The 21,824-nt window shown below is 57.4% G+C and carries 17 protein-coding genes; 11 read left to right on the top strand and 6 right to left on the bottom strand.

Annotated elements, in window-relative coordinates; translation table 11 throughout:
• The first annotated feature begins 1 nt into the window (after position 1).
• From NKI66_RS31575 to NKI66_RS31565, 3 genes are all read left to right on the top strand, one after another.
• A complete protein-coding gene (locus NKI66_RS31575) occupies positions 2-901 on the top strand; it encodes a dihydrodipicolinate synthase family protein (protein WP_352753952.1) in 900 nt (299 codons plus the stop codon).
• Entirely contained in the window at positions 898-2,238 is a 1,341-nt protein-coding gene (locus NKI66_RS31570) for an NAD(P)/FAD-dependent oxidoreductase (protein ID WP_352753950.1), read from the top strand. Before NKI66_RS31575 ends, NKI66_RS31570 begins: the two co-directional genes overlap by 4 nt.
• Positions 2,239-2,416: 178 nt before the next feature.
• A complete protein-coding gene (locus tag NKI66_RS31565) occupies positions 2,417-3,454 on the top strand; it encodes a LysR substrate-binding domain-containing protein (protein WP_352753948.1) in 1,038 nt (345 codons plus the stop codon).
• 7 nt (positions 3,455-3,461) lie between these two features.
• Here NKI66_RS31565 and NKI66_RS31560 read toward each other — a convergent pair whose 3' ends face one another.
• From NKI66_RS31560 to NKI66_RS31550, 3 genes are all read right to left on the bottom strand, one after another.
• Entirely contained in the window at positions 3,462-4,541 is a 1,080-nt protein-coding gene (locus NKI66_RS31560) for a proline racemase family protein (protein WP_352753946.1), read from the bottom strand.
• Positions 4,542-4,619: 78 nt separating this feature from the next.
• On the bottom strand, positions 4,620-5,735 hold the full coding sequence (locus NKI66_RS31555) for a mandelate racemase/muconate lactonizing enzyme family protein (protein ID WP_352753944.1): 1,116 nt from the start codon (positions 5,733-5,735) through the stop codon (positions 4,620-4,622).
• A gap of 10 nt (positions 5,736-5,745) precedes the next feature.
• Positions 5,746-6,864, bottom strand: a complete 1,119-nt coding sequence (locus NKI66_RS31550) for an alcohol dehydrogenase family protein (protein ID WP_352753942.1) — start codon at positions 6,862-6,864, stop codon at positions 5,746-5,748.
• A gap of 419 nt (positions 6,865-7,283) precedes the next feature.
• Between NKI66_RS31550 and NKI66_RS31545 the strand changes: the two genes are divergently transcribed.
• The 6 genes from NKI66_RS31545 (at position 7,284) to NKI66_RS31520 (ending at position 15,627) form a co-directional block, all read left to right on the top strand.
• A complete protein-coding gene (locus NKI66_RS31545) occupies positions 7,284-8,933 on the top strand; it encodes an ABC transporter substrate-binding protein (protein WP_352753940.1) in 1,650 nt (549 codons plus the stop codon).
• A 624-nt stretch (positions 8,934-9,557) separates the two neighbouring features.
• The gene (locus tag NKI66_RS31540; RefSeq protein ID WP_352753938.1) at positions 9,558-10,541 is read left to right on the top strand and encodes an ABC transporter permease; all 984 of its coding nucleotides are present in this window, start codon (positions 9,558-9,560) and stop codon (positions 10,539-10,541) included.
• A 17-nt stretch (positions 10,542-10,558) separates the two neighbouring features.
• Positions 10,559-11,584 carry a glycine betaine/L-proline ABC transporter substrate-binding protein ProX gene (gene proX, locus NKI66_RS31535; RefSeq protein ID WP_352753936.1) on the top strand — a complete coding sequence of 342 codons (1,026 nt, stop codon included), beginning with the start codon at positions 10,559-10,561 and terminating at the stop codon, positions 11,582-11,584.
• 71 nt (positions 11,585-11,655) lie between these two features.
• The gene (locus NKI66_RS31530) at positions 11,656-12,708 is read left to right on the top strand and encodes a quaternary amine ABC transporter ATP-binding protein (protein WP_352753935.1); all 1,053 of its coding nucleotides are present in this window, start codon (positions 11,656-11,658) and stop codon (positions 12,706-12,708) included.
• A 107-nt stretch (positions 12,709-12,815) separates the two neighbouring features.
• Positions 12,816-14,336, top strand: a complete 1,521-nt coding sequence (locus NKI66_RS31525) for a trimethylamine methyltransferase family protein (RefSeq protein ID WP_352753933.1) — start codon at positions 12,816-12,818, stop codon at positions 14,334-14,336.
• Positions 14,337-14,571: 235 nt separating this feature from the next.
• A complete protein-coding gene (locus NKI66_RS31520) occupies positions 14,572-15,627 on the top strand; it encodes a GlxA family transcriptional regulator (protein ID WP_352753931.1) in 1,056 nt (351 codons plus the stop codon).
• 170 nt (positions 15,628-15,797) lie between these two features.
• Here NKI66_RS31520 and NKI66_RS31515 read toward each other — a convergent pair whose 3' ends face one another.
• The 3 genes from NKI66_RS31515 to NKI66_RS31505 all read right to left on the bottom strand — a co-directional run bounded on the left by NKI66_RS31515 (position 15,798) and on the right by NKI66_RS31505 (position 19,589).
• The gene (locus NKI66_RS31515) at positions 15,798-17,840 is read right to left on the bottom strand and encodes a hydantoinase/oxoprolinase N-terminal domain-containing protein (protein ID WP_352753929.1); all 2,043 of its coding nucleotides are present in this window, start codon (positions 17,838-17,840) and stop codon (positions 15,798-15,800) included.
• A gap of 121 nt (positions 17,841-17,961) precedes the next feature.
• Positions 17,962-18,774 carry an SDR family NAD(P)-dependent oxidoreductase gene (locus NKI66_RS31510; protein WP_352753927.1) on the bottom strand — a complete coding sequence of 271 codons (813 nt, stop codon included), beginning with the start codon at positions 18,772-18,774 and terminating at the stop codon, positions 17,962-17,964.
• Between the two features lie 8 nt (positions 18,775-18,782).
• Positions 18,783-19,589, bottom strand: coding sequence for an SDR family NAD(P)-dependent oxidoreductase (locus NKI66_RS31505; protein ID WP_352753925.1), 807 nt, complete (start codon positions 19,587-19,589; stop codon positions 18,783-18,785).
• 298 nt (positions 19,590-19,887) lie between these two features.
• Here NKI66_RS31505 and NKI66_RS31500 point away from each other — a divergent pair, with 298 nt between their 5' ends.
• Positions 19,888-21,132: a M24 family metallopeptidase gene (locus tag NKI66_RS31500; protein ID WP_352753923.1), complete on the top strand. Its 1,245-nt coding sequence runs from the start codon at positions 19,888-19,890 to the stop codon at positions 21,130-21,132.
• 63 nt (positions 21,133-21,195) lie between these two features.
• Complete coding sequence (locus tag NKI66_RS31495; protein ID WP_352753921.1) at positions 21,196-21,528, top strand: NIPSNAP family protein; 333 nt, start codon at positions 21,196-21,198, stop codon at positions 21,526-21,528.
• Positions 21,529-21,824 lie beyond the last annotated feature (296 nt).

Raw genomic sequence — 21,824 nt, 5'->3', positions numbered from 1 at the left:
AATGTCATCGTTTGCTTTCCCTGGTCTTAATCTGGCGATCACGACTCCATTCGACTCTAACGGACGTATTGATTTCAACCGCTTAGAGGAACACGTCGAGCGCTACCTAGCCGCAGGTATAGATGGCTTCGTGTTCAGCTCCGGTACCGGTATGCATGTCTATCTGTCGCCGGACGAGTCAAAATCGCTCATAGAACGCGGCGCGCGCATCGTTGCCGGACGGGCCAAAGTGATCGCCCAGACCTCAGCTCTGCTCACGGCCGACGTCGTAGATAGAACGCAGTTCGCGAAGGACTCTGGCGCCGACGGTGTAATGCTCCTACCGCCGTTCTTCGAAGGTCCATCGACTGACGACAGCGTGTTCGACTTCTATGCCGAAGTCGCCAAGGTCGGATTACCCATCATTGGATACAATGTGCCTCAGGCGGTCGGTATACGCATAACCCCGGATCTTCTTCGCAGACTCTGCGAACTGCCCGAGTTCCGCGCAATCAAGGATAGCAGTGGAGACTTGGTCGCACAGGTCAAACTGATCGGTACCGGCCTGGAAATCATTAATGGTGCCGATCCGCTCGTCCCATTCTCGCTGTTTGCGGGTTGTTCGGGACTGATTTGGGGGGGCGCGAATGTTACCCCTCGTGCGTGCGTGGCAATCGTCAAGGCGGCGAAGGAAAATCGGTGGGACGATGTGCGGGACCAGTGGCACGCTCTGGAACCCATCATGTCGCTGCTTTGGCAGGGTGACTACGGCGGCTATGTCCCCAGCGCCTACGCGGCGGCCGAAATTACAGGTTACGGCAGCGGTGCTGTGAGAAAGCCTTTCAGGCCTGTGCCCGCGGAACGAATTGCGGCGCTTAGAGCGGCGCTCGGCCCATTGGCTGAGCAAGAATCGGCACGATGATCAACAAGACGTTCCATGCGCGCCGTCTTCCCGACCATGGCGCGCAATCCGGCTGGACGGCACTGCTCCCTCCCAGGACCCCAAGGCCCGCGCTTGATGGTAACATCAACTCCGATGTCGTCATCATCGGCGCGGGCTTTGCGGGCTTGGCAGCCGCCGTCAGGTTAGCGGATCTCGACCCGAAACTTTCGGTAGTTCTTCTGGATGCCGATGTCGTCGGAAACGGTGCCAGCGGGCGCAATTCTGGATTTCTCATTGATTTGCCCCACGACATCTCCTCCGGTAATTTCGGAGTGGATGCTGCCGCTAAAAGCCGCGACGAGATCGTGGTTGCTCGGACAGCCATCCAGCACTATGCCCGCCTGGCGCAGGAGAATAGCTGGGGCAAGGACATTTTTGATCCAAGTGGCAAATACAGTGTCGCCATCACCAACGCCGGCACGGAGCATCTCGCGGCGTACTCGTCCCAACTCAAGTCAATGGGCGAACCTAACCAGTTGCTCAATGTAGCGGAGATCGAGGAACTTACGGGGACGCGATCGTTCAGGTCAGGGCTCTTCACCCCTGGCGCCGTCATGGTTCAGCCCGCCGCCATGGTAAGAGCCATTGCGGATTTGTTTCAGGAGCCCGTGAGGCTGTTCGAGCGGACGCCGGCCGTCTCCATCAAAACCTCATCAACAGGCTGCGCGGTGAAGACTCCTAAGGGCGCGGTTAGTGCAGCCCGTGTGATCTTGGCGACCAATGGCCATGCCGAGAGCTTTGGATTCGGGAGCGGGGAACTTCTCCATGTCTTCACATACGCCTCGCTAACCGAGCCGTTCGCTCCCTCTGCGCTTGGCGGATCCAGGAAATGGGGAGCGACACCGGCGGCGCCGATGGGCACGACGATCCGACGTATCAATGGAGCCGATGGCGACCGACTTCTCATACGCTCGCGCTACACCTACAACCCCAATATCGAAGCCAGCGCGGGCTCGGTGAAGAGAGCGGGTGCCCTTCACGATCGCAAATTCATTGACCGCTTTCCCGATCACCGTCACTTGAAAAAAATGCAGTATCGCTGGGCGGGTGCAATGGCGCTCACTCGGAATTCCGTGCCCCTGTTCGGCGAACTGGAAGAAGGAATCTTCGCTGCATGTGCGTGCAACGGCATAGGCGGGACCAAGGCCACATCTGCAGGCATCGCTGCGGCCGAGCTCCTGGTCGGCCATCGGTCCCCGCTCGGCGATATCTTCAGCGCTTTCGACAAGCCCCAGACTTTGCCCCCGCGACCGTTGACCGACGTGGGCGCGCGATTGAACCTCGCATACAGAGAATGGCGCGCCGGACGCGAATAGCTCACTTTTGGGGCCGCTTTCGGGCCTGGCCACGGTTCATAAATCGAACGCTGGCCTAAAGGCGCGATCTGCATTGCCGCTCCGGCTGGTCGGCCGCAAAATGGAATGCACTGCCGCAAATCAAGGGCGCCCAAGGGCCGCAATTTACTTTTTCTCGGGGCTGGGATAACCATTAGGTATGTCGAAGGATTATCGACGGCTGCCGTTGAGTGCACTACGTGCATTTGAAGCTGCTGCACGTCACATGAGCTTTACGAAGGCTGCCAACGAGCTCTCGGTCACTCAAGCTGCCGTCAGCCGCCATATCTTGACGCTCGAGGACCACCTCGACACCCAGCTTTTCAATCGCGGAAACCAAAAGGTCTCGCTCTCCCCGGCGGGGGAGGAGTTGTTTGAAGCAACGACCCTTAGCCTGGCTCACATCGCCACGGCCTTTGACAGCGTACGGAGGGGGCAAAAGGCCCGAAGGTTGACTGTGGGCATGCCGATGTCCTTCGGCACGATGTTCATGAGCCACAGGATCGGTGATTTTATCATGAACAATCCGAACATCGATCTGCACCTGGTCTCTCTCGAACGAAGCCCTGCGCCGGCGACGGACGGTTTTGATGTGTCCGTAGTGATGGGGCATCTACCGCGGCCGGGGTTTACGGCAACCGAGCTTTTCGCCGAGGAAGTTTTCCCGATCTGCGGTAAATCATATCTGCCGCACTCGCCGCGCATTGTGACGCCTGGTGATTTGGTCAACGAGGTGCTCCTGGATATGGACGATCAACATTGGTCGGTCTATCCTTGGTCGCCCTTCAACTGGGCGGGCTGGCTCGAACAGTTTGGAGTTTCGGCTCCTTTCAAGCGTGCGATTACGTTCAATAACTACTCAACGATGATCCAGTCCGTAATCAGAGGGTTTGGTATCGGGCTGGGGTGGCGTCACGTGGTGAGTGATTACCTCAATGAAGGCGCGTTGATACGACCCTTGACCGAAAGCTATTTGACTGGTCGAAAGCATCATCTGGTGATCCCGGATGCCGCGCTTGACCGAGAAGACGTCCAGATTTTCCGCGATTGGCTCATCACTCAGGTTGCAGACCTGAATCCGATGGCGTCGGTGGGCGGCAGCCATGGACCGGCATCCGCGGCCCGCCCTGACGATATTAGACCGACAGAAGCGCCATCGGACGATATATCTAGTCCCGCCGCTACGATAGCAGATTAAGGGCGCGTTAGCTGGACCGATAGAGCCCTTCCTTCATTTCCGGCCAGGTGTCCGTGATCGCGTACCCTTCCGGGTAGGGGTCGTCCTTTTCCAGAATGTAGGCGCATTTAGCGGTGATCCAGGTACGGCCGCTAACTGCCGTAATGATGGCGTCATAGTCCCCCACTTTTGTGGTAGCGACGATTTCCCCGGTAAACGTGGAGTCGATCAGCGACTTGTGAGTGAACCGGTCTCCTTCTCCAATTTCGCCCTTGGCATGCATCACAGCCAGGCGTGCAGACGTTCCCGTGCCGCAGGGGCAACGATCTATCCGTCCAGGCGAAACGATCACGGCGTTCTTCGACTCTACTCCCTGTTCTGACCGCTTGATTGGGGTTACGAACATCGTTTGTGTAATACCCGGGAGCTCAGAGTTTAGCGGGTGGGACACCGGTATTTGTGCCGCGGCAGCTGCCTTGATTTCCTGTCCCAAGTCGCTAAGCCGCCGGCCCTCCGATGCAACGAGGTCGAAACCGAACTGCTGCGCATCAACAATGGCGTACGTCATGCCCCCATAGCCTACGTCCACGATCAATTCGCCAAAGCCTGGAAGTTGAATCGTCTTGTTCAGGCAGTAAGCGAAAGCGGGTTGGTTGATGAACCGGACCGCACCGACCTTCCCGTCCGCGGTATCGCACTCGATCCCAATGAGGCCGGCGGGCGCTTCAAGCTTGAACCGGGTCACTGGGCCTGTGATCGGAACCATGCCAGTTTTCAGCATTGTGGTTGCCACGCTGATCGTGTTTCCACCGGACATTTCCGGATATTCTTCCGCCTCGGCGATAATGTATGCCGCTACCGCTTCCGGGTTTTCGGTAGGCACGATGAAGTTGACGGATTGGATCATGCTGCCACGGGGCTCGCGTAGAAAGAACAGGCGGATGTTGTCGTGATGCTTTCGGAAGAACTTCATTTTTTCAAATGCTGTTCCCTTGGGCAATTCGGGCAATCCGGAGACGACAACTTTCTCCACGTCGCCTTCGCAGTGGCAGTCATATGCCGTGAAGGTTGAGGAGATCGGGATTTCGTAGCTCGACAAGTTGGACATCTTGACCTTTCAAATCTCTTGAGCACTGGGCTATGGTCCGCAAGCCCTCTAGGGCCTGCGAGTTTATCGAAGTTGGTATCAAGAATAGCTGGCGACCGGCTCCCTTAGCACTTGAAGCCTAGGCGTCACTCCCAAGCCTGGCGTGTTAGGCGCTACGATGCGGCCTTCGATGACCTCAAATTCACCGTCGGCAGTCCGCAGCGAGACGAGCTTCCGGCAATCCAACACGCAGCGCAAGTATCGCTCGGGGAAGGTCTGGCCCAAGTGTACAACTCCAGCGAATGCAATGTCCGATCCAACTGTATCCATGACGGTTACGGTGTAACCCGCAGCAACGCCGATATCACGCTGGCGCCGGCCTCTCGTCAGACCACCATTCTTCGATATCTTGATGCTAAATCCCTCTGCTGCATCGTCAGCGATGAGCTGGGCGATCGATGCATCGCTCATAGCGAGCTCATCGAAGATAATGGGAATGTCGGTGCGCCGGCGCAGCGACATACACTCGCGCCATGTGGGACAGGGTTGCTCAAGTACGAAATCAACACCAGGCGGCAACAACCGCAGCATGCGAAGCGCCGTCTCAACCGTCATTCCGCCGTTCGCATCGGCTATGAAATACTCCCCGGGCTTCTTGTCTGCGACTGAAGCCGCAATCCGAGCCGCATCGTCGGCGGGCTCGCCTCCGATCTTGACCGAATGGCAGATATACCCGATCGCTCGGTGCTCTGCGACACGTCTCCGCATGTCGTCCGGTGCGCCCATGTAGATTGATGACACGACCGGCATTCTGACATCTGTGCGTCCCCCCAATAGCTCGCACACCGGCAGGCCGACCGATTTTCCGAACAGATCCCAGCAGGCGACATCGAGCGCGGTTTTCGCATGCTCATGACCGAGGAGGGCTATGTCCATCGCATCGTTGATGCGGTCGACGCGTCTTGGGTCCAAGCCTATCAGGCTTGGCGCGATCTCGGCGATTCCAGATCGAACACCCAATGCATGAGCCGCGACATAGTTCGCGCCGAACGGAGTGCTTTCGCCCCATCCCTCAAGGCCATTCTGCGTGGTTATGCGCAAGATCGTTGCGTCGAAGGTCCGGTATTCACGCCCTCCCGACAATCGGTAGACGTCACCCGAGTAGGGTAGGTCTACCTGAAAAACATCAATTCTGGCAATCTTCAGTACAGACATCGTACTCCTTTCAATCCGGTATGACGAGCACAATCTTTCCGCTGATGGTTTTTGACAAAAACTCTTGCTGGGCTGTCACGATGTCTTTTAATGGGTAGGTTTTCCCAACGAGCGGGCGGATTTCACCCTTCTCGATGTACGATACAAGGTTCCTGAAAACGACGTCGTCCTGGAATGTGCAGCCAAAAAAAGTGAGATCTTTGAGGTACAAGGTGCGCACATCGAGCTCGACGATGGGACCTGCTATCGCACCGCCGACTGCATACCGTCCGCCCTTCTTCAGAACATCGAGGAGGTCGGCAAAAGCGGGGCCTGCGGCTACGTCGACGACAACGTCAACGGTTTCTTTTCCAAGGTGTTTGACCAGGCTTTCACCGCGGGGAACCACCCGGTCGGCGCCTAGCTGTCGCATTTCATCGGCCTTCATCGAGCCGGCGACTGCGGTTACAAAGGCTCCCCGCCTTTTCGCCAGCTGCACTGCCGCGGATCCGACCCCCCCAGACGCACCGGTGATGACGACATGCTCGCCCGGCTTCACTCCGGCGCGATGAAGGAGGTTCTCGGCTGTCGAATAGGAGCATGACACCGAAGCAAGCTCGACGTCGCTCCAGTCGCAATCGACCGTATGGGCCTCACTTGAAGGCGCTTTCATGTACTGCGCGAAAGCCCCGTCGCACTCTGAGCCAAACACCCAGCTCTCCATCGGCCGGTAGTTGACATAAAAGCGAAGGGTGTTTGCATTGATGACGCGCTCTCCTAGACGGCTGGGGTCCACGTCCTTCCCGACGCGAACGATACGACCACAACAGTCCGCTCCCTGGATTCGTGGAAAGGACATGGGCACCCCCGTCCAGGTCGCGTCGAGATCCTGCGCCTGCGTGGCACCCTCATCGGTGCTGCTTTTCACACTTTTCGAATACCAGCCGATGCGCGTGTTTATGTCAGTATTGTTGACACCTGCAGCAGCAACACGGATCAGGACTTCCGCCGGGCCAGGGGTCGGAACGGGGATGTCGCTGCGATACTCAAGCTTGTCGAAACCGCCGTGCCCGACAAGGAGCACTCCGGTCATCACTTCTGGAACTTCGGCGACAGAACCTCTCGAGAAATCCACGGGTTCGCTGCTCATCCCGGCAATATCCTTTCGTGATTTACTTTCCTCGCGGACCCGTACCGGCGACGCTAGCGAGACAGCTCTAACAAAACAACCGGACGAAAAGTTATGTATAGCAAGATTAAATGTTATGAGGCGGCAGGCCTTTTTTCCAAAGCTGGTTTGCGGCGGCGGACCCACCCACTGGTAATCATCTGCGACGATCGTCCGTCACATTCATTTGAGCTGCATAACTTTACCTGGCGGCGCGCATAACTTTTTATCAGGTTGTTTTGGAGTGCGTGCGTCGCTAGCGTTTCCAGGATCAGGGACGGACTCTCACGCCGCGCTGGATCTCCAATAGGAGGCTATCAGCGGTTGTCGGTGCCTCATGATGCAGCCAAGCGATACCATCTGTGCTGGCGTCGCGTTGTACACACTCTGGGGAGGTTCACATGGGTTTTTTCAGCAGAAACGGTGACCGTCTGCCCAAGCTGTTCGGGAGTCTTGCCGCAGACGTCAAGCAAGGCGGAATGGACAGACGGGAATTCCTGGCACTCGCTTCCATCTTTGGCGCATCAACGGCTGTCGCGTACTCAATGCTGGGTGCGGTTCCGTCGGCGCATGCCGAAGAGACAGCGATCAAAGGCGGAACTTTGCGCATCGCCATGATCGTCTACGGCGCGAAGGACCCGCGGACTGTTGACGTTTCAGAGCTGGCCAACATTTACCGTCAGTTCCTGGAACCATTGGTCAAATACACGACCGAATACACTTTCGAGCCGCGGCTGCTTGAGAGCTGGGACACAAGTGAAGACGCCAAGGAATATGTCTTGCACCTGAGAAAGGGTGTGAAGTGGAACAATGGCGACGATTTCACTGCGGACGACGTCATCTTTAACTTCAATCGTTGGTGTGAGAGGGACGCGGCCGGCAACTCGATGGCCACGCGGTTGAGTTCACTAATCGACGAGAAAACCGGCAAGGCCCAGGATGGCGCCATCATTAAAGTTGATGACCACACCGTGAAGCTCAAGCTGTCGAAACCCGACATCACCATTATTCCGGGAATTTCCGACTATCCTGCGCTCGTCGTTCACCGCGACTTCGAGAAAAATGGCTCTAATCTCATTGCTCACCCGGTCGGTACGGGCCCGTTCGAATTGGTTTCGTGGGATGTCGGCCAGAAAGCTGTTCTCAAACGTCGGACAAATGGGCAGTGGTGGGGCGGTGAAGCGTACCTGGACGAGATCCAATTCATCGATTACGGGTCCGAGGCGACAGTCGTCCCGAGTGCGTTCGAGTCCGGCGAGATCGATGCAAACTACCAGACCTATGCGAACAGCATCGGATCATATGATCAACTCGGGCTTGTGATATCGGAAGCAAAGACTGCGACAACTCTGTTGTGCCGCACCCAGGTCACAAACAAGCCCTATGACGACCAACGCGTGCGCAACGCCTTGCAATTGGCGGTCGACAATGCCTCAATCCTTCAGATTGCCAACGATGGCCGCGGCACGGTTGCGGCTAACTATCATGTAGCGCCCATACATCCCGAGTTTTACCCTCTTCCTGAAAAGAAGCGGGATATCGAAGCATCGAAGCGTCTGATGACCGAGGCTGGTCAGGTGGACTTCGAGCACAATATCATTAGCCCGGACACGGATTGGCTAAAAGACGCCGGCGACGCGATAGCGGCGCAGTTCCGCGAGACAGGCTTTAAGGTCAAGCGGACGGTCCTTCCCAGCAGCACCTTTTACAATGACTGGCTTAAATATCCACTTTCGATTACGAACTGGAACCACCGGCCACTTGGCGTACAGAATTTGGTTCTTGCCTATCGCAGCGGTGTCGCGTGGAACGAGACCGGGTGGTCAAACCCCAAGTTCGACGAGAAGCTGGACGCGGCATTGGCGGTGCCAGACCCGGCCAAGAGGAAAGTACTGATGCAGGAAATTGAAACGCTTTTGCAAGATTCCGGTATCATCATTCAGCCCTATTGGCTTTCGGTGTTTCACCATTCCACCAAGCAGGTCAAGGACTTTCCGATGCACCCGACGTTTGAGATCGACCTCGGCAAGGTTTGGCTCGCAAAGGCCTAGATGTGCCGGAGGCCTGAAGGCACCGTCCTACGCCGATGGTGTAAGGAAGCTGCCGTCGGGATCACTTACTCCCTGGCGCCACGGTTTGATGCCCCAAACCGTCACCACGAGCTGAACCCGTTTACTGCTCATTGCCGGCGGTGAGAACTGCTTTGCAATAGTATTTGGCTCGTGCGTTGCTGTCTCCTTGGCCGCAGCCACCGCGTGGCGGCGTGGGGTGATCAGCCCCCCGCTGGTCTGACACTTGGTGCAAGAGCGAGCAGCGGCACTTATAAGTGTAGATCAAGTGTAATTAGGAGAAGTTACCTACCGTCGGATAACATTTAGGCCCGCGATACATAACTTTTTATCCGGTTGTTTTGTTAGGCTCGAGTCGCTAGCGTTTCGAAAACGTTAAGAGGGGATACCCTCATGTTGGCCTGAGGGATCCAGGTCACAATGGGAGTCAACAAAATGCTGAATAACCAACGACTTCTTTAGGTCTCCTATATGTCCGGTGTTGACTGCCAAGTCGGCCTAGGGCTGCGCTTGCAGGTGGGCGAAAGACTGTGAATGCGGGCGACGATCATTTGGTGTTAAGGCCCGTGTCGTCTGTGACGAAAGTCCTGGTTGAAAGGAATTTTGGTGAAGTTCGAAGACGTTTTGGACCCTTTCAAAAGCTGGCACATACCGTTTGATCGATGGGTCGCTGATGGCTTGGGTTGGGTTGTCGAACAATACCGTCCGTTTTTTCAAAGCTTGAAGTGGCCTATCGACCAGCTTCTCAAGGCGTTTGACAGCGCACTTAATGGAATCCCCCCCGTCATAACAATCCTTTGCTTTGGACTGATCGCCTGGCAAATTGCCGGGTGGCGCCTGGCGCTTCAGATCGTTGGTCTGTTGGTAGTCATCGGGTTCCTCGGCATCTGGGGCGAAACGATGACAACCCTGTCTCTCGTTTTCACCGCGGTTCTTTTCTGCACGATGGTGGGCATTCCGCTGGGCGTGTTGGCCGCGCGAAGCGACCGCGCTGCCGCGATATGCCGGCCAATTCTCGACACAATGCAGACGATCCCATCCTTCGTCTACCTCGTACCTGTGGTGATGTTGTTCGGCATCGGCAACGTGCCAGGCGTCATTGTAACGATCGTTTTTGCCCTCCCGCCCGTTATCAGGCTGACAACGCTAGGCATTCAGCAGGTCTCCGAAGAGGTCGTGGAGGCCATGCGTGCCTTTGGAGCCTCAGACAGTCAACTTCTGTTTAAGGCTCAAATTCCGCTGGCTCTCCCGAGCATATTGGCGGGTGTGAACCAGACGTTGATGATGTCACTGTCAATGGTTGTTGTCGCCTCCATGATCGCAGTGGGGGGGCTTGGGCAAATGGTTCTGCGCGGCATAGGGCGCCTCGATATCGGTCAGGCTACAACAGGCGGAATAGGTATTGTCCTTCTAGCGATCATTCTAGACCGCTTGACCCAATCCGCGATGTCCAAGAGCAGACAGTTAGCTCACGTTGCTTGGCACAAGCGGGGCCCAGCTGCGTTCGTCACAGGTTTTGTCAAAACCTTCCAAGGCCCTCCGGCGGCACGTGAAGGATTGGAAAGTGGCCGGCAACGAGTGTCTAGTTAACAACAATGGGAGCAAATATGAGCGATTGGTGTAAAATTGGATGGCGGGGGCTTGCGGCTGCTGTGACAGTGCTAGGCACCTTGGCGGTGTCTTGTGGATATGTGACTGCCGAGAACCTTCCGGGCACTGGCGTCACCGTCAGGCCTTTGTATAACGGCATTGCAGAAGAATTATTTGAAGCCTACGTGGTAAAGTTAGGCCTCGAGGATCTGGGATATACCGTAGACGAGCCGTCCCAAACCCAGGTTCCCGTTGCCCATATAGCCGTGGCAAACGGTGATGCGGATTACTACACGCCGCACTGGTACCCCTTGCATATCGCATTTGCTGAGAAGGCCGGGGGCGATGCCAAGGCTCATCGGGTCGGCACGCTCGCAAAGAACTCAATCCAGGGTTACTCTATCGATAAAGCTACGGCTGACAAGTATGGAATTAAGACGATCGATCAGTTGAAAGGCCCGAAGATCGCCAAACTTTTCGATATAAATGGCGACGGTAAAGCCGACCTTTATGGCTGTGAGCCTGGCTGGGGATGCGAACGTATCATTGAACATCACCTTGATGCGTATGGCCTTCGGGCTACCGTAACGCATAATCAGGGCGAGTATTTCGCTTTGATCGCAGACGTTATCCAACGGGTTCAGTCCGGCAAACCAGTGCTGTACTACGGATGGACCCCGACATGGGTCAACGGGATTCTTCGCCACGGCGAAAACGTTTCATGGCTAACCGTCCCGTTCACGGCGTTGCCCGACGAACAATCTGGCGCGGAGACGACGGTTCCAGGCATTGGAAACCTCGGGTTCTCGGTGAACACTCATCACGTGTTTGCAAACAACGTCTTCCTCGAGAAAAACCCTGTCGCCAACAAATGGTTCGAGCAAGTCGAGATTCCGATTCAGGACATCGATGACGAGAACCTTCTCATTCACAAGGGTGGGAAATCCAACGAGGACATTCGTCGTCATGCCGAGGACTGGAAGAAGGCGCACCTCGATCAGTGGAACGGCTGGATAGCCCAGGCAAAGCAGGCAGCGAAGTAGTCGCCAGACAGACTGACTCGCCCGGTGGCTTTTGGCCGCCGGGAGGAGCTCCTCCAACTTGGAAACCAACTTTGACAGCGCACGCTATAGAATTCAGGGACGTTTGGAAGGTCTTTGGAGCAACTTCAAAATTTAACCTTGCCGACATCCAGCGCGACTACCTCTCGAAGGCTACTCTCCTCGAAAAACATGGTTGCGTGGTAGCCGTCGCCGGCATCTCCTTCAAGGTTGAAGCCGGGGAGATCTTCTGTGTCATGGGACTTTCCGGCAGCGGAAAGTCAACACTAGTTCGCCATGTGAATCGGCTGATTAAACCCAGCGCCGGCCAAATCATTGTTGGCGGCGAGGACATCAACCTGAAATCCGAAAATGCGATGCGCGAGCTTCGCGCCCGGTCGATCGGAATGGTGTTCCAGAATGTGGCGCTGCTGCCGCACAGGACAGTCCGTGACAATGTGGCATTAAGCCTTGAGCTCAGGAAAGTCAGCGTCAGGCAACGCTATGAGATTGCAGAAGAAAAGCTGGAGCTGGTCCAGCTGGCCGGCTGGGGCGACCGCTATCCCGATGAGCTTTCAGGAGGGATGAAGCAGAGAATTGGCCTTGCCAGGGCCTTGGCGGCCGATCCCGCCATCCTGTTGATGGATGAACCATTTTCAGCACTCGATCCTCTCATTCGCCGGGAATTGCAGGACCAGTTCAAAGAGCTATCCAACAAGTTGCGCAAGACGACGCTCTTCATAACCCATGATTTGGACGAAGCCGTCCGGCTGGGGCACCAGATCGGTGTCATGAAAGACGGAAAGATGCTTCAGATCGGCTCTCCTGAAGACATCGTCGGGAGCCCAAAGGATCCGTACGTCGAAAAATTTGTCCAGGGAAGCAGCCGGTTGAAGCTCTTGAGGGCCGAGGCGGTAATGTCGCCCCTATCGAACTATGCGGGCTGGGCCGAGGGCAGGGCTCTGGCCGACGCGCCACGCCTGGGACCGCACGCCGGAATCAAAGAACTGATCGCTTTGTCCAATCGACATGACAACCGGCCGCTGGTGGTCGTTGACGACGCGGGAGCTGACATAGGAATTGTCACGGCGTCGTCTCTCCTGCGCGGCATACAGGATCGGCTTTAGGGTTGGCCATGAGCATAACCTCAGTTCATAAGCTACATCATTTTTAGTTGTTAGTCTGGGGTGGAGTTCTGCCCTATATTCTGACGTCAATCAGGGAATAGTAAGAGATGTCCGCAAGATCAGGTGGCCGGGACGCCCGACAGAAGCTGCGTTCCGAGAGGTCGGTAACGTTCATGCCGTCGTTGGAGCGGGGTCTTCCTTATATGGATTTGTTGAGCCCTGACGAATTGCTTAGGCTCCACGACTATTCGATGCAGATACTTGAAGAGATAGGCATCGAATTTCGCGATGACGAAGCCGTCGAAATGTGGCGCGCAGCGGGTGCCAATGTGACCGGTCAGCGCATCAGAATCGACAGAAACCAGCTGATGGAGCTCGTGGCAAAGGCGCCCGAGTACATTACGATCCACGCGCGAAACCCGGCCAAGACGGTCACGATCGGGGGGCGGAAAACGATCTTTACACCAGCGTATGGGTCGCCGAATGTGCTTGATCTCGAAGGCAAGCGGCGGAATTCGACGATTGCTGATTTTGTGAACTTTGCAAAGCTCGCCTATCAGGCTCCCGCGATGCATATGACGGGTGGCGTTCTTTGCGAGCCAATGGACATCGCCGTCCCCAGGCGCCACCTGCACATGAATTACAGCTTGATAAAGTACTCCGACAAGCCGTTCATGGGCGCGGTTACCTCCCGCGAAAGGGCGGAAGACACGGTCACCATGGCCAAGATCGTTTTTGGTGACGAATTCGTTCACAACAACACGGTGATGGTCTCGATCGCCAACTGCAATTCGCCGCTCGTATGGGACGCGACGATGCTGGATTCCGTCAAGGTTTATGCAGCGAGCAATCAGGCTATCCTCTTCACCCCCTTTGTCCTGGCTGGCGCAAGCACCCCGGCAAGTACAGTGGCCGCAGTCGCCCAGCTCAATGCCGAAGCACTGGCCGGCATAGCCTTCGCCCAGCTGGTGCGGCCGGGCGCGCCTTCCATTTACGGACAGTGGCTGGCAACCGTTTCGATGAAAAGCGGAGCGCCAATGGCGGGAACCCCGGAGATAGACCACATGAACATGCTGGTCGGTCAGCTGGCCCGACACTACAAACTGCCTTGGCGGTGCAGCGGTAGTTGTACAAGTTCAAAACTTGTCGATGCCCAGGCCGGCTATGAAGCAGCCCGCAATATGTACGGTGTCCTGATCGCTGGGGCGAATTTCGTCCTGTCATCCACCGGTTACCTCGAAGGTGCCCTGACCCAAAGCTACAGTAAGTTCATGCTCGATGCAGAGCAAATGGTGATGTTTTATAAGCTCGGGCAGGGGCTTATGATGAACGAGCTGGATGAAACCATGGACGCGATCCGCCAGAGCGAACCCGGCGGCCATTATTTGGGAACCGAGCATACCCTTAAGAACTTTGAACATGCATTCTTCGTACCCGAGTTGATGGACCACGACAGCTATGAGCAGTGGAACTTTGCCGGCGCGAGGGATGCCGACACGCGGGGACGTGACGCTGCTGTGCGGGCCCTGAAGGAGTATCAAGCACCGCCGCTCGATGAAGCAATTGACGAAGAGCTTCTCGACTTCATGAAGCGTCGGGAACTTGATATCGGCGAAGCCGTCCTCTAGGCGGCAAGTATTGAAAGATGGTTGCTGTGAAGGCAACAGCCAGGCGGAGAACTACAATGTCGGGCTGTGGGCGACACAGCTGTCAAAGAACGAACGGCTGACGTAGGCATGAGGCGCATGGAACGTATCCTTCAGCCCGCCATGTACGCCCGCCAAGCATAGCCAAAATCGCCAGCCATCTTCGGGTTCGAGATCACCTCGAATATTCCTTTGTGAAACGCATGGACGAATCCTAATGAATGTACGCCCCGATATCAGTGCCATGGAGCCGTCGACCACTGCGGACGTTCCGCCGCAGGCGGGCCGGCCAATCGATCTGGTGGTACTGGTATTGCCGGGATTCTCCCACTTGGCACTTCACGCGTTCATCGAGCCGTTCCGCATCGCAAATACGGTTACGCGGCTGAAGCTGTTCAAGTGGCGGATCGCAGGACTCGACGCACGGCCTGTTGAAGGGGCGAGCGGCATTTCGGTCGCGGTGGATGTAACTATTGACGAACTCAATACCTATTCAGGCCACCGCGGCCCAAATCACCTGGTAATTGTTGCCGGTGAGCCAGTGGGACGGCGGTTGAGCCCACAATTCAATAATTTTCTCCGCATCATCGCACGCCGCGGAGTGCCCATATCCGCGGTGGGAACTGCGACATGGCTGCTCGCGCAGACCGGTCTTCTGGCGGGCACACGCTGCACGATCCACTGGTCCCGGCTAGCCGCGTTCTCTGAAGTATTCAGCCAGCCTCAGATCCGGGACTCTCTGTTCGTCAAGGATGGACAGTTTTCAACGTGTGCGGGTGAACTGGCATCCTTCGACCTGGCAGTTGATATGATCGCCAGTCATGTCGGCGGGTTAACAGCACAGGAGGTTTGTCGGCACGCGACTGTCGACGGTCAGCGCTCAGGTACGAACCGGCAGACCGGGCCAACGGGCCTCGCCTTTGCCGGAGTAAGCGATAAACTGCTCATGGCTATGCGGATCATGGAGGAGAACGTGGAATACCCGCTTACCATGAGCGAGGTGGCACAACGGGCCGGCGTGTCGCGGCGCCAACTGGAGCGCCTGTTTGCAGCGCACGTGCACATGCCACCGGTACGCCATTATCTCCGAATCCGAGTAGATCACGCCAAGCGCCTGATCGAAGGAACAAGCATGCCGATTATCGATATCGCGATAGCTTGCGGGTTTTTGTCCCCTTCACACTTCGCAAAGTGCTTTAGGGTGTTTAACGGAATCTCGCCGCAACAGTGTCGTGCAACCGTGCCGGCCTGGGTCGGACCTGGCCTCGGTTAGATCAAAGAGCAACGAACGAACTGCCTGCCAATACGGTCAGGTCTACAGTTTCGCGGTATGCCAGCGGAAACCGATCAGCCGAGCCGATGCCGCGCCGCTGAGCGGAAGTGCTAGGACATCGTCAGCGATTTCAAGCGCTTCTGGTAGTGTGGCCGATCAGGCCTGGTCATCTAAGCCGCAATCCTCGGCCTTCCCGAGGCCACTGCAACCATATGCGCCTCGATGAACAAGCGCTGGCCTTCAACCGTTGACACACGGAACACCGTCGAGACCTCGATCTCGGCGTTGTCGGTGCCAGCCTCCCTCGCCATCTGGGCGACGGTGGCACGGACTTCGGCGTCGGCGGCCGCGATCGCGGTCGCCTCATCGAGGAAATCGCGGACCTTCCCGCCAGAGGCAAGCCGGAACAGCCCTTCCTTGGGTTGGCTGACCTGTCCTTCGGCCGACACCCGGACCTGGCCGACGACGGCGCCGAGGGCGTTGGCGACATCGGTATCCTCCGGCACGACACAGCCGTTGCCGATCAGCAGCGGCAGGCCGGCATAGTGCAGCGGCGCGGAGGCGCCGAGGCCGATGACCGGACGGTCGAGCGCCACGCTCAAGCGTGCGATGCCGGGATGGGCATCGACGGCGCGCTGAACCAGCGCATGCGCCACCGTCGCCGCGCCGTCGAGCCCGTCCTCAGCAAAGGCGGTTTCGAGGATATATTCGGCGGACCAGCGCGTCAGCGTCAGCAGAACACGCTCGGAGATCGCTTCCGGCGAAGGGGCTATTGGCTGGCCACGGCCGTCACGCTTGCGGGCGAACAGCTCGGCGCCAAGCCTGGCAGCATTTGGATCCCAGTTCGCCTGCTTGCCCAGCACATGGGCGGCGTCTGATGGGGTAAAGCCGGCGACATGCACCAGCCCGCGCGACACCAGCCGGTCGAGCGTCGCGCTCTGGGCGTTCGAGGTGAGCAGTTTGTCGAGAGCAACGGCGACGGCACTGATTGACTCGTAGAGTCGTGCTTCGGGGGTGGTAAGGCCGGCGGCGAGCCGGTCAGGAATGCCGGTGCGCACCGCGAAACGGCCATCCATCCGGCCGGGATTGGGCGCGCGCAGCTGGCGCTCGAGCTCTGCTGTGACGGCTTCACCATGGGCCATGCCGGCCAGCGCCAGCGGAACCAGACGGCGCGGCCCGAGCAGGATTTTCGGGTTCAGCGCGCCATCCTCCAGCGCGACTTCGGAATCGCCGCCAAGGCCGTAGGTGTGCATGGCGACGGCCTCGACCATGGTGCGGAAGCCGCCCACGGTGGCGCCTTCCAGGTCGAGACGAGGCCGGCCATTGTCGAGTACGGCGACATCGGTGGTGGTGCCGCCGATGTCGGAGACCACGGCGTCATCGAGCCCGGTCATGTGGCGGGCGCCGACCAGGCTGGCGGCGGGACCGGAGAGGATAGTCTCGATCGGCCGCTGGCGGGCGAACGCGGCCGAAACTAGCGCGCCGTCGCCACGCACCACCATCAAAGGGGCTGTAATGTGGCGCCGCTTCAGAAAGCCTTCGGTCGCTCCCAACAGCCGGTCGATCATCGAGATCAGCCTGGCGTTGAGCAGCGTCGTCAGCGCCCGGCGTGGGCCGCCTAGCTTGGTCGACAACTCGTGACTGGCAGTGACCGGCAGACCGGTACGGTCGCGGATCAGTTTGAGGGCGGCGACCTCATGTGCGGGATTGCGGGTGGCGAAATAGGCGCAGACGGCAAAGCCGGACACGGAGGCGCCGAGTTCCGGCAACATCGCCTCGAGAGGCGATAGGTCGAGGCCAACGGTATTGCCGTGGACATCGTGACCGCCGCGACAGAACACTACCGGGTCGGTACCAAGCGCTGCCTTCAGCCCATCACGGGCGAGGTCGGCCTCGGAGAAACCGATCATGACCAGCGCGACGCGGCCGCCCTGGCCCTCGACCAGCGCGTTGGTGGCGAGCGTCGTCGACATCGAGACCAGCTTGATCGCTGCAGTGTCGGTGCCGGCCTTCCGCAGTACCGCGTCGACGGCGCCTGAAATGCCGACGGCCAGATCATGCCTCGTGGTCAGCGCCTTGGCCTTGGCCACCACCTTGCCCTTGTTGGGCCCCTGCTGTGGACCTTCAGTCTCGGACCACAGCACAGCATCGGTGTAGGTGCCGCCGGTATCGATCCCGAGGAACAGTGGCCTTTTCTTGGGTTTGGCTCTCATTTCCAACGACTAGGCGCAGCGCCAGGATCCAGGCGATAATGCGGTTTGGAGGAGGGCCTTGATCCTTCCCCCGCCGAGCGACAGAAGCTGCCGCACCCCGTTCCAACTCGGCGATGCATCGCTACAGCGTCAGCTTTGACAGCTTGGCACGATATTCCTCGTCCAAGATGGCCGGCAGGGAAATCTTCTTGGTCCGGGCACCGTCCACAGCGATCATTTCGCCACTAACGAAACTGGATTCGTCGCTCGCCAGCCAAAGGACCGCGTTCGCTATATCCTTCGGAGAGCCTATCCTACCTACCGGATGAAGTTGTCCCAGCTCCCGCTCGATCAAGCGTCGATCCGGGTGCATTTCGACGTACGACCGATTTAGATCCGTATCGATCCAGCCGGGGCACACGGTATTGCAACGTATCCCATCTGGTCCTAAGTCAACTGCCAGCCCTAGCGTGAGGCCGTGTACGCCCGCCTTGGCGGCGGCATACGCCGTGTGCCAGGGATTGACCATAAAGCCCTCGACCGAGCCAATGTTGACGATTGCGCCCGAACCAATTCGTCTCATTTCCGGGGCCACATACTTGGTCATAAGAAACGGACCCCGAAGATTGACCGCCATCAGCCGGTCCCAATCATCGACAGTCTGCTCATCAATCGATTTATGAATCACGATGCCAGCATTGTTGACCAGGATATCGATCTTGCCGAACCTCTGCAGGACCTCGTCAACGAATGCTCGAACCGAAACTTCCTTGGTGACGTCAAGCGGCAAAAACACGAGCCCCTCAACACTGCCGCCAGCGGTGCCAGGCTCGCCAAGCACGTCGCCGACGACAACCGCCGCCTCTTCCTCAGCGAGCCTTTCGGCAATCGCCCTTCCTATACCTCGGTTGCCGCCCGTAACGACGGCAACCTTCCCTGATAAACGGTTACCCATGGATCCCCCTATCCTGCCGTGAAGCCACCATCTATCGGAACAGCAACGCCGGTTATGTGCCTCGCTTCCTTGCTAGCAAGGAACACTGTCAGGCTTGCTATTTCCTCCGGGGTGGCCACGCGACCCTGGGGAATTGTATCGATATTCCGCTGCAGGATCTCGTCGGCCGTAACCGGCTCGTTGTGGGCCGAAATGAGCATGGGTGTATCGACGGCGCCAGGGCAGACGGCATTGATGCTGATTTGCTCTTTGGCGTGGTCTAGGGCCATCGCTCGAGTCAGCAGAACCACCGCTCCCTTCGACGCGCAATAGGCAGCAAGATTGGAACAGCCGACCAAACCGACGTTGGAGGCTATGTTTACGATGCTACCGCCACCGGTTTGCCTCATGGCCTTCACTGCGGCGCGGCTAAAGTAAAACACGCCGCTGACATTCGCGTCGAACGTCTGGCGCCAATCGTCATCTGAGGTTTCAACCGCGGTTCCACGCCGGATAACTCCGGCGCTGTTGACCAAGACATCCAACTTTCCGAAGCGCTCCAAGGTGTAAGCTATTACCTGGTCGGCGAAGCCGGAGTCAGCCACATCACCAAGCATCAATTGGGCCGAACAACCCAGTTTCTGAACAGATACCAAAGCTCTCTGGCCACGCTCGTGGTCGCGGCCGACTAATACGAGTGTTGCCCCTGCCGCGGCGAATGCCTGTGCCACAGCGCCCCCTATTCCGGACGTTGCGCCGGTAACGATAACGACCTTTTTGGTGTCCGTCATGAGAGTGATGTCCAGCGTGGTGAGAGGCCAAATGAGTGACTTCAAGGGCCCGCCTAAAGCACTGTCCCCGCTTACTGCCAGTTCCTACCCTCCCGCAAGCGATCAAAAAGTCATGTGGCGGACAATCTGAAGTCATGGTGCAGGCCGGACCCAGTCAATTCCTTCTATTGCACGCAGACTCCAATAATTGGAGACCGATGCCGGAATGCCCATGACTCCTGGTTATCCGTGCCCCCATTAATACTCATTTGAAGTGGGTTCAGCCGGCTCCTATAGGTCATTGTCATAGATTTCAGCGTGGCCGGTCAGCAGCATCGCTGGCACGCGCAAAGGGGGGGCCAAGATGGATTCTAAGTTGATTACGCCAAGCCCTGATGGCCTCATACTACGTGACGACTGGAGCGACCTGCGCAAGTTTCGGCCGATCCCGGATATCGACTTCAAAAGACTCGATGGATACCGGAAGGGGCGTCTCAGGTCGGCGATGCGTGAGGCCGGCGTCGCTCTGTGTGTCCTCGTGAGCCCGATCACCATTCGGTATGCCGTTGACTACAATACCTTTCCGCTGTTTCAGTCTCATATTCCCGTCACATATCTGTTTTTGCCCCTCGATGGACCGATCACCCTTCATCAGGCATTTACCTTCGGGTCCTCCGCAGACAGCGTGAGAGCAGGAAGGCCGATTTCGTTTTTTGAGGGCGGCAATGAGCTGCCGGAGGCCGCGAAACTTTTTGCCGACGACATTGTCGGGTTCCTCAGCGAGATTGGCACCACCAATCGCAAAGTGGCGATGGAATATGTCAACCCCAGCATTACCCAGGCGCTGATGGAGCGCGGATTAGAGGTTGTTGACGCCGTCAACATCGTCGAAGGGGCGCGGGCTATCAAATCGGAGGACGAGATCGCTTGCATTCGCTGGGCATGCGCCGTAGCCGAGCACGGCATCGCCCACATGCAGGCGAGTATGGGCCCAGGTGTGACTGAATTGCAGCTTTGGGGGCTGCTCAACTATACCAACCTCGCCAACCAGGGCGGTTGGCATGAGGGGCGGATGCTCGCTTCGGGTCCGCGCATCAATCCCTGGCTGCAGGAGGCCACGCAACGCGTTATCGAACCGGGGGACCTGGTTGGGTTCGATACTGATATGGTGGGGCCATTTGGGTATTTCTGCGATGTTTCAAGAACATTCTACTACGGGAAGGAGCCGCCCAGCGCGCGTCAGCGACAGCTGTACCAACTGGCGTATGACGAATTGCAAACAAACATGAAACTTATACGTCCAGGCCTTAGTATGAAGGATTTGCAGGCGTCAGCTTGGCCAGTCCCCGAAGAATTCCGGGAGCAAGCTTACCCCGCCGTGATTCATGGAGTTGGCATGTGCGATGAATATCCACAGGTAAAGCCATGGTTCCGTGGTCGCGTGGCCTATGACGCGATCCTTGAAGCAGGAATGGTCATATGTGTCGAGAGCTACATTGGCGCAGTCGGCGAAAGAGATGGGGTAAAGTTGGAGGAACAGCTGCTTGTAACCTCTGACGGCTATGAGTTGCTTTCAAACTACCCGTTTGAAGAGCGCTTGTTGGGTTAGCACACACTTACGCTGCCCTGGAACCAAGAGACATGATTCAACAAGGCTAGGCAAGGCTTTCCTATGATCTACGAGTTGAGGCATTACATACCGACTGAGGGCATGAAGGACAGGATGCGAGAACGGTTTGCTCGCGATAGCTTGCCCCTTTTCAAAAAAACAGGGATTAAACTCATCGACTTCTGGGAAACTCCGGAGAGTGGCGAGATCTGGTACGTCGTTGAGTGGCCTGACGAGAAAGCGGCGAGTGTTGGCTGGCAAGAGTTTGTGCAAACGCCGGAATGGAAAGAGATCGCGGCCCGCACCGAGCAAGACGGTCCGCTCTCAACAAGCCACGGGATTGTGTTGAAGCGGCCAGATTTCGTCAACTCTGAGTGGCTGACGCGATCCAACTGATAGAAGGCTGATAATAGCAGGCCTTCTTCCGGCACCTCCAGACCCTTCAGGACCCGGGCCTTGTTACCGGTTGTAGCTGGTGGCCTACGACAGGCTAGTTTCGCCTTCGAGACCGCCTGCGGCATGTTGGAGGAACTCGAATGGGAAGTCACAAGCTCAAAAACTGCAGTATATTAATTGCAACGGATGCTTTGTAAGCGATGTCGCGACGGCACCTTTCGGTGATCGGCGTGAAGGACGATGTTCGGAGCCTTTGAGGGCTTCGACACATGACGATTTCAGAGCTTACGCTTAAA

It is taken from the genome of Mesorhizobium sp. M0518, assembly GCF_040321125.1.
Lineage (GTDB): Bacteria > Pseudomonadota > Alphaproteobacteria > Rhizobiales > Rhizobiaceae > Mesorhizobium.
This window is presented reverse-complemented; position numbering and strand designations above follow the sequence as displayed.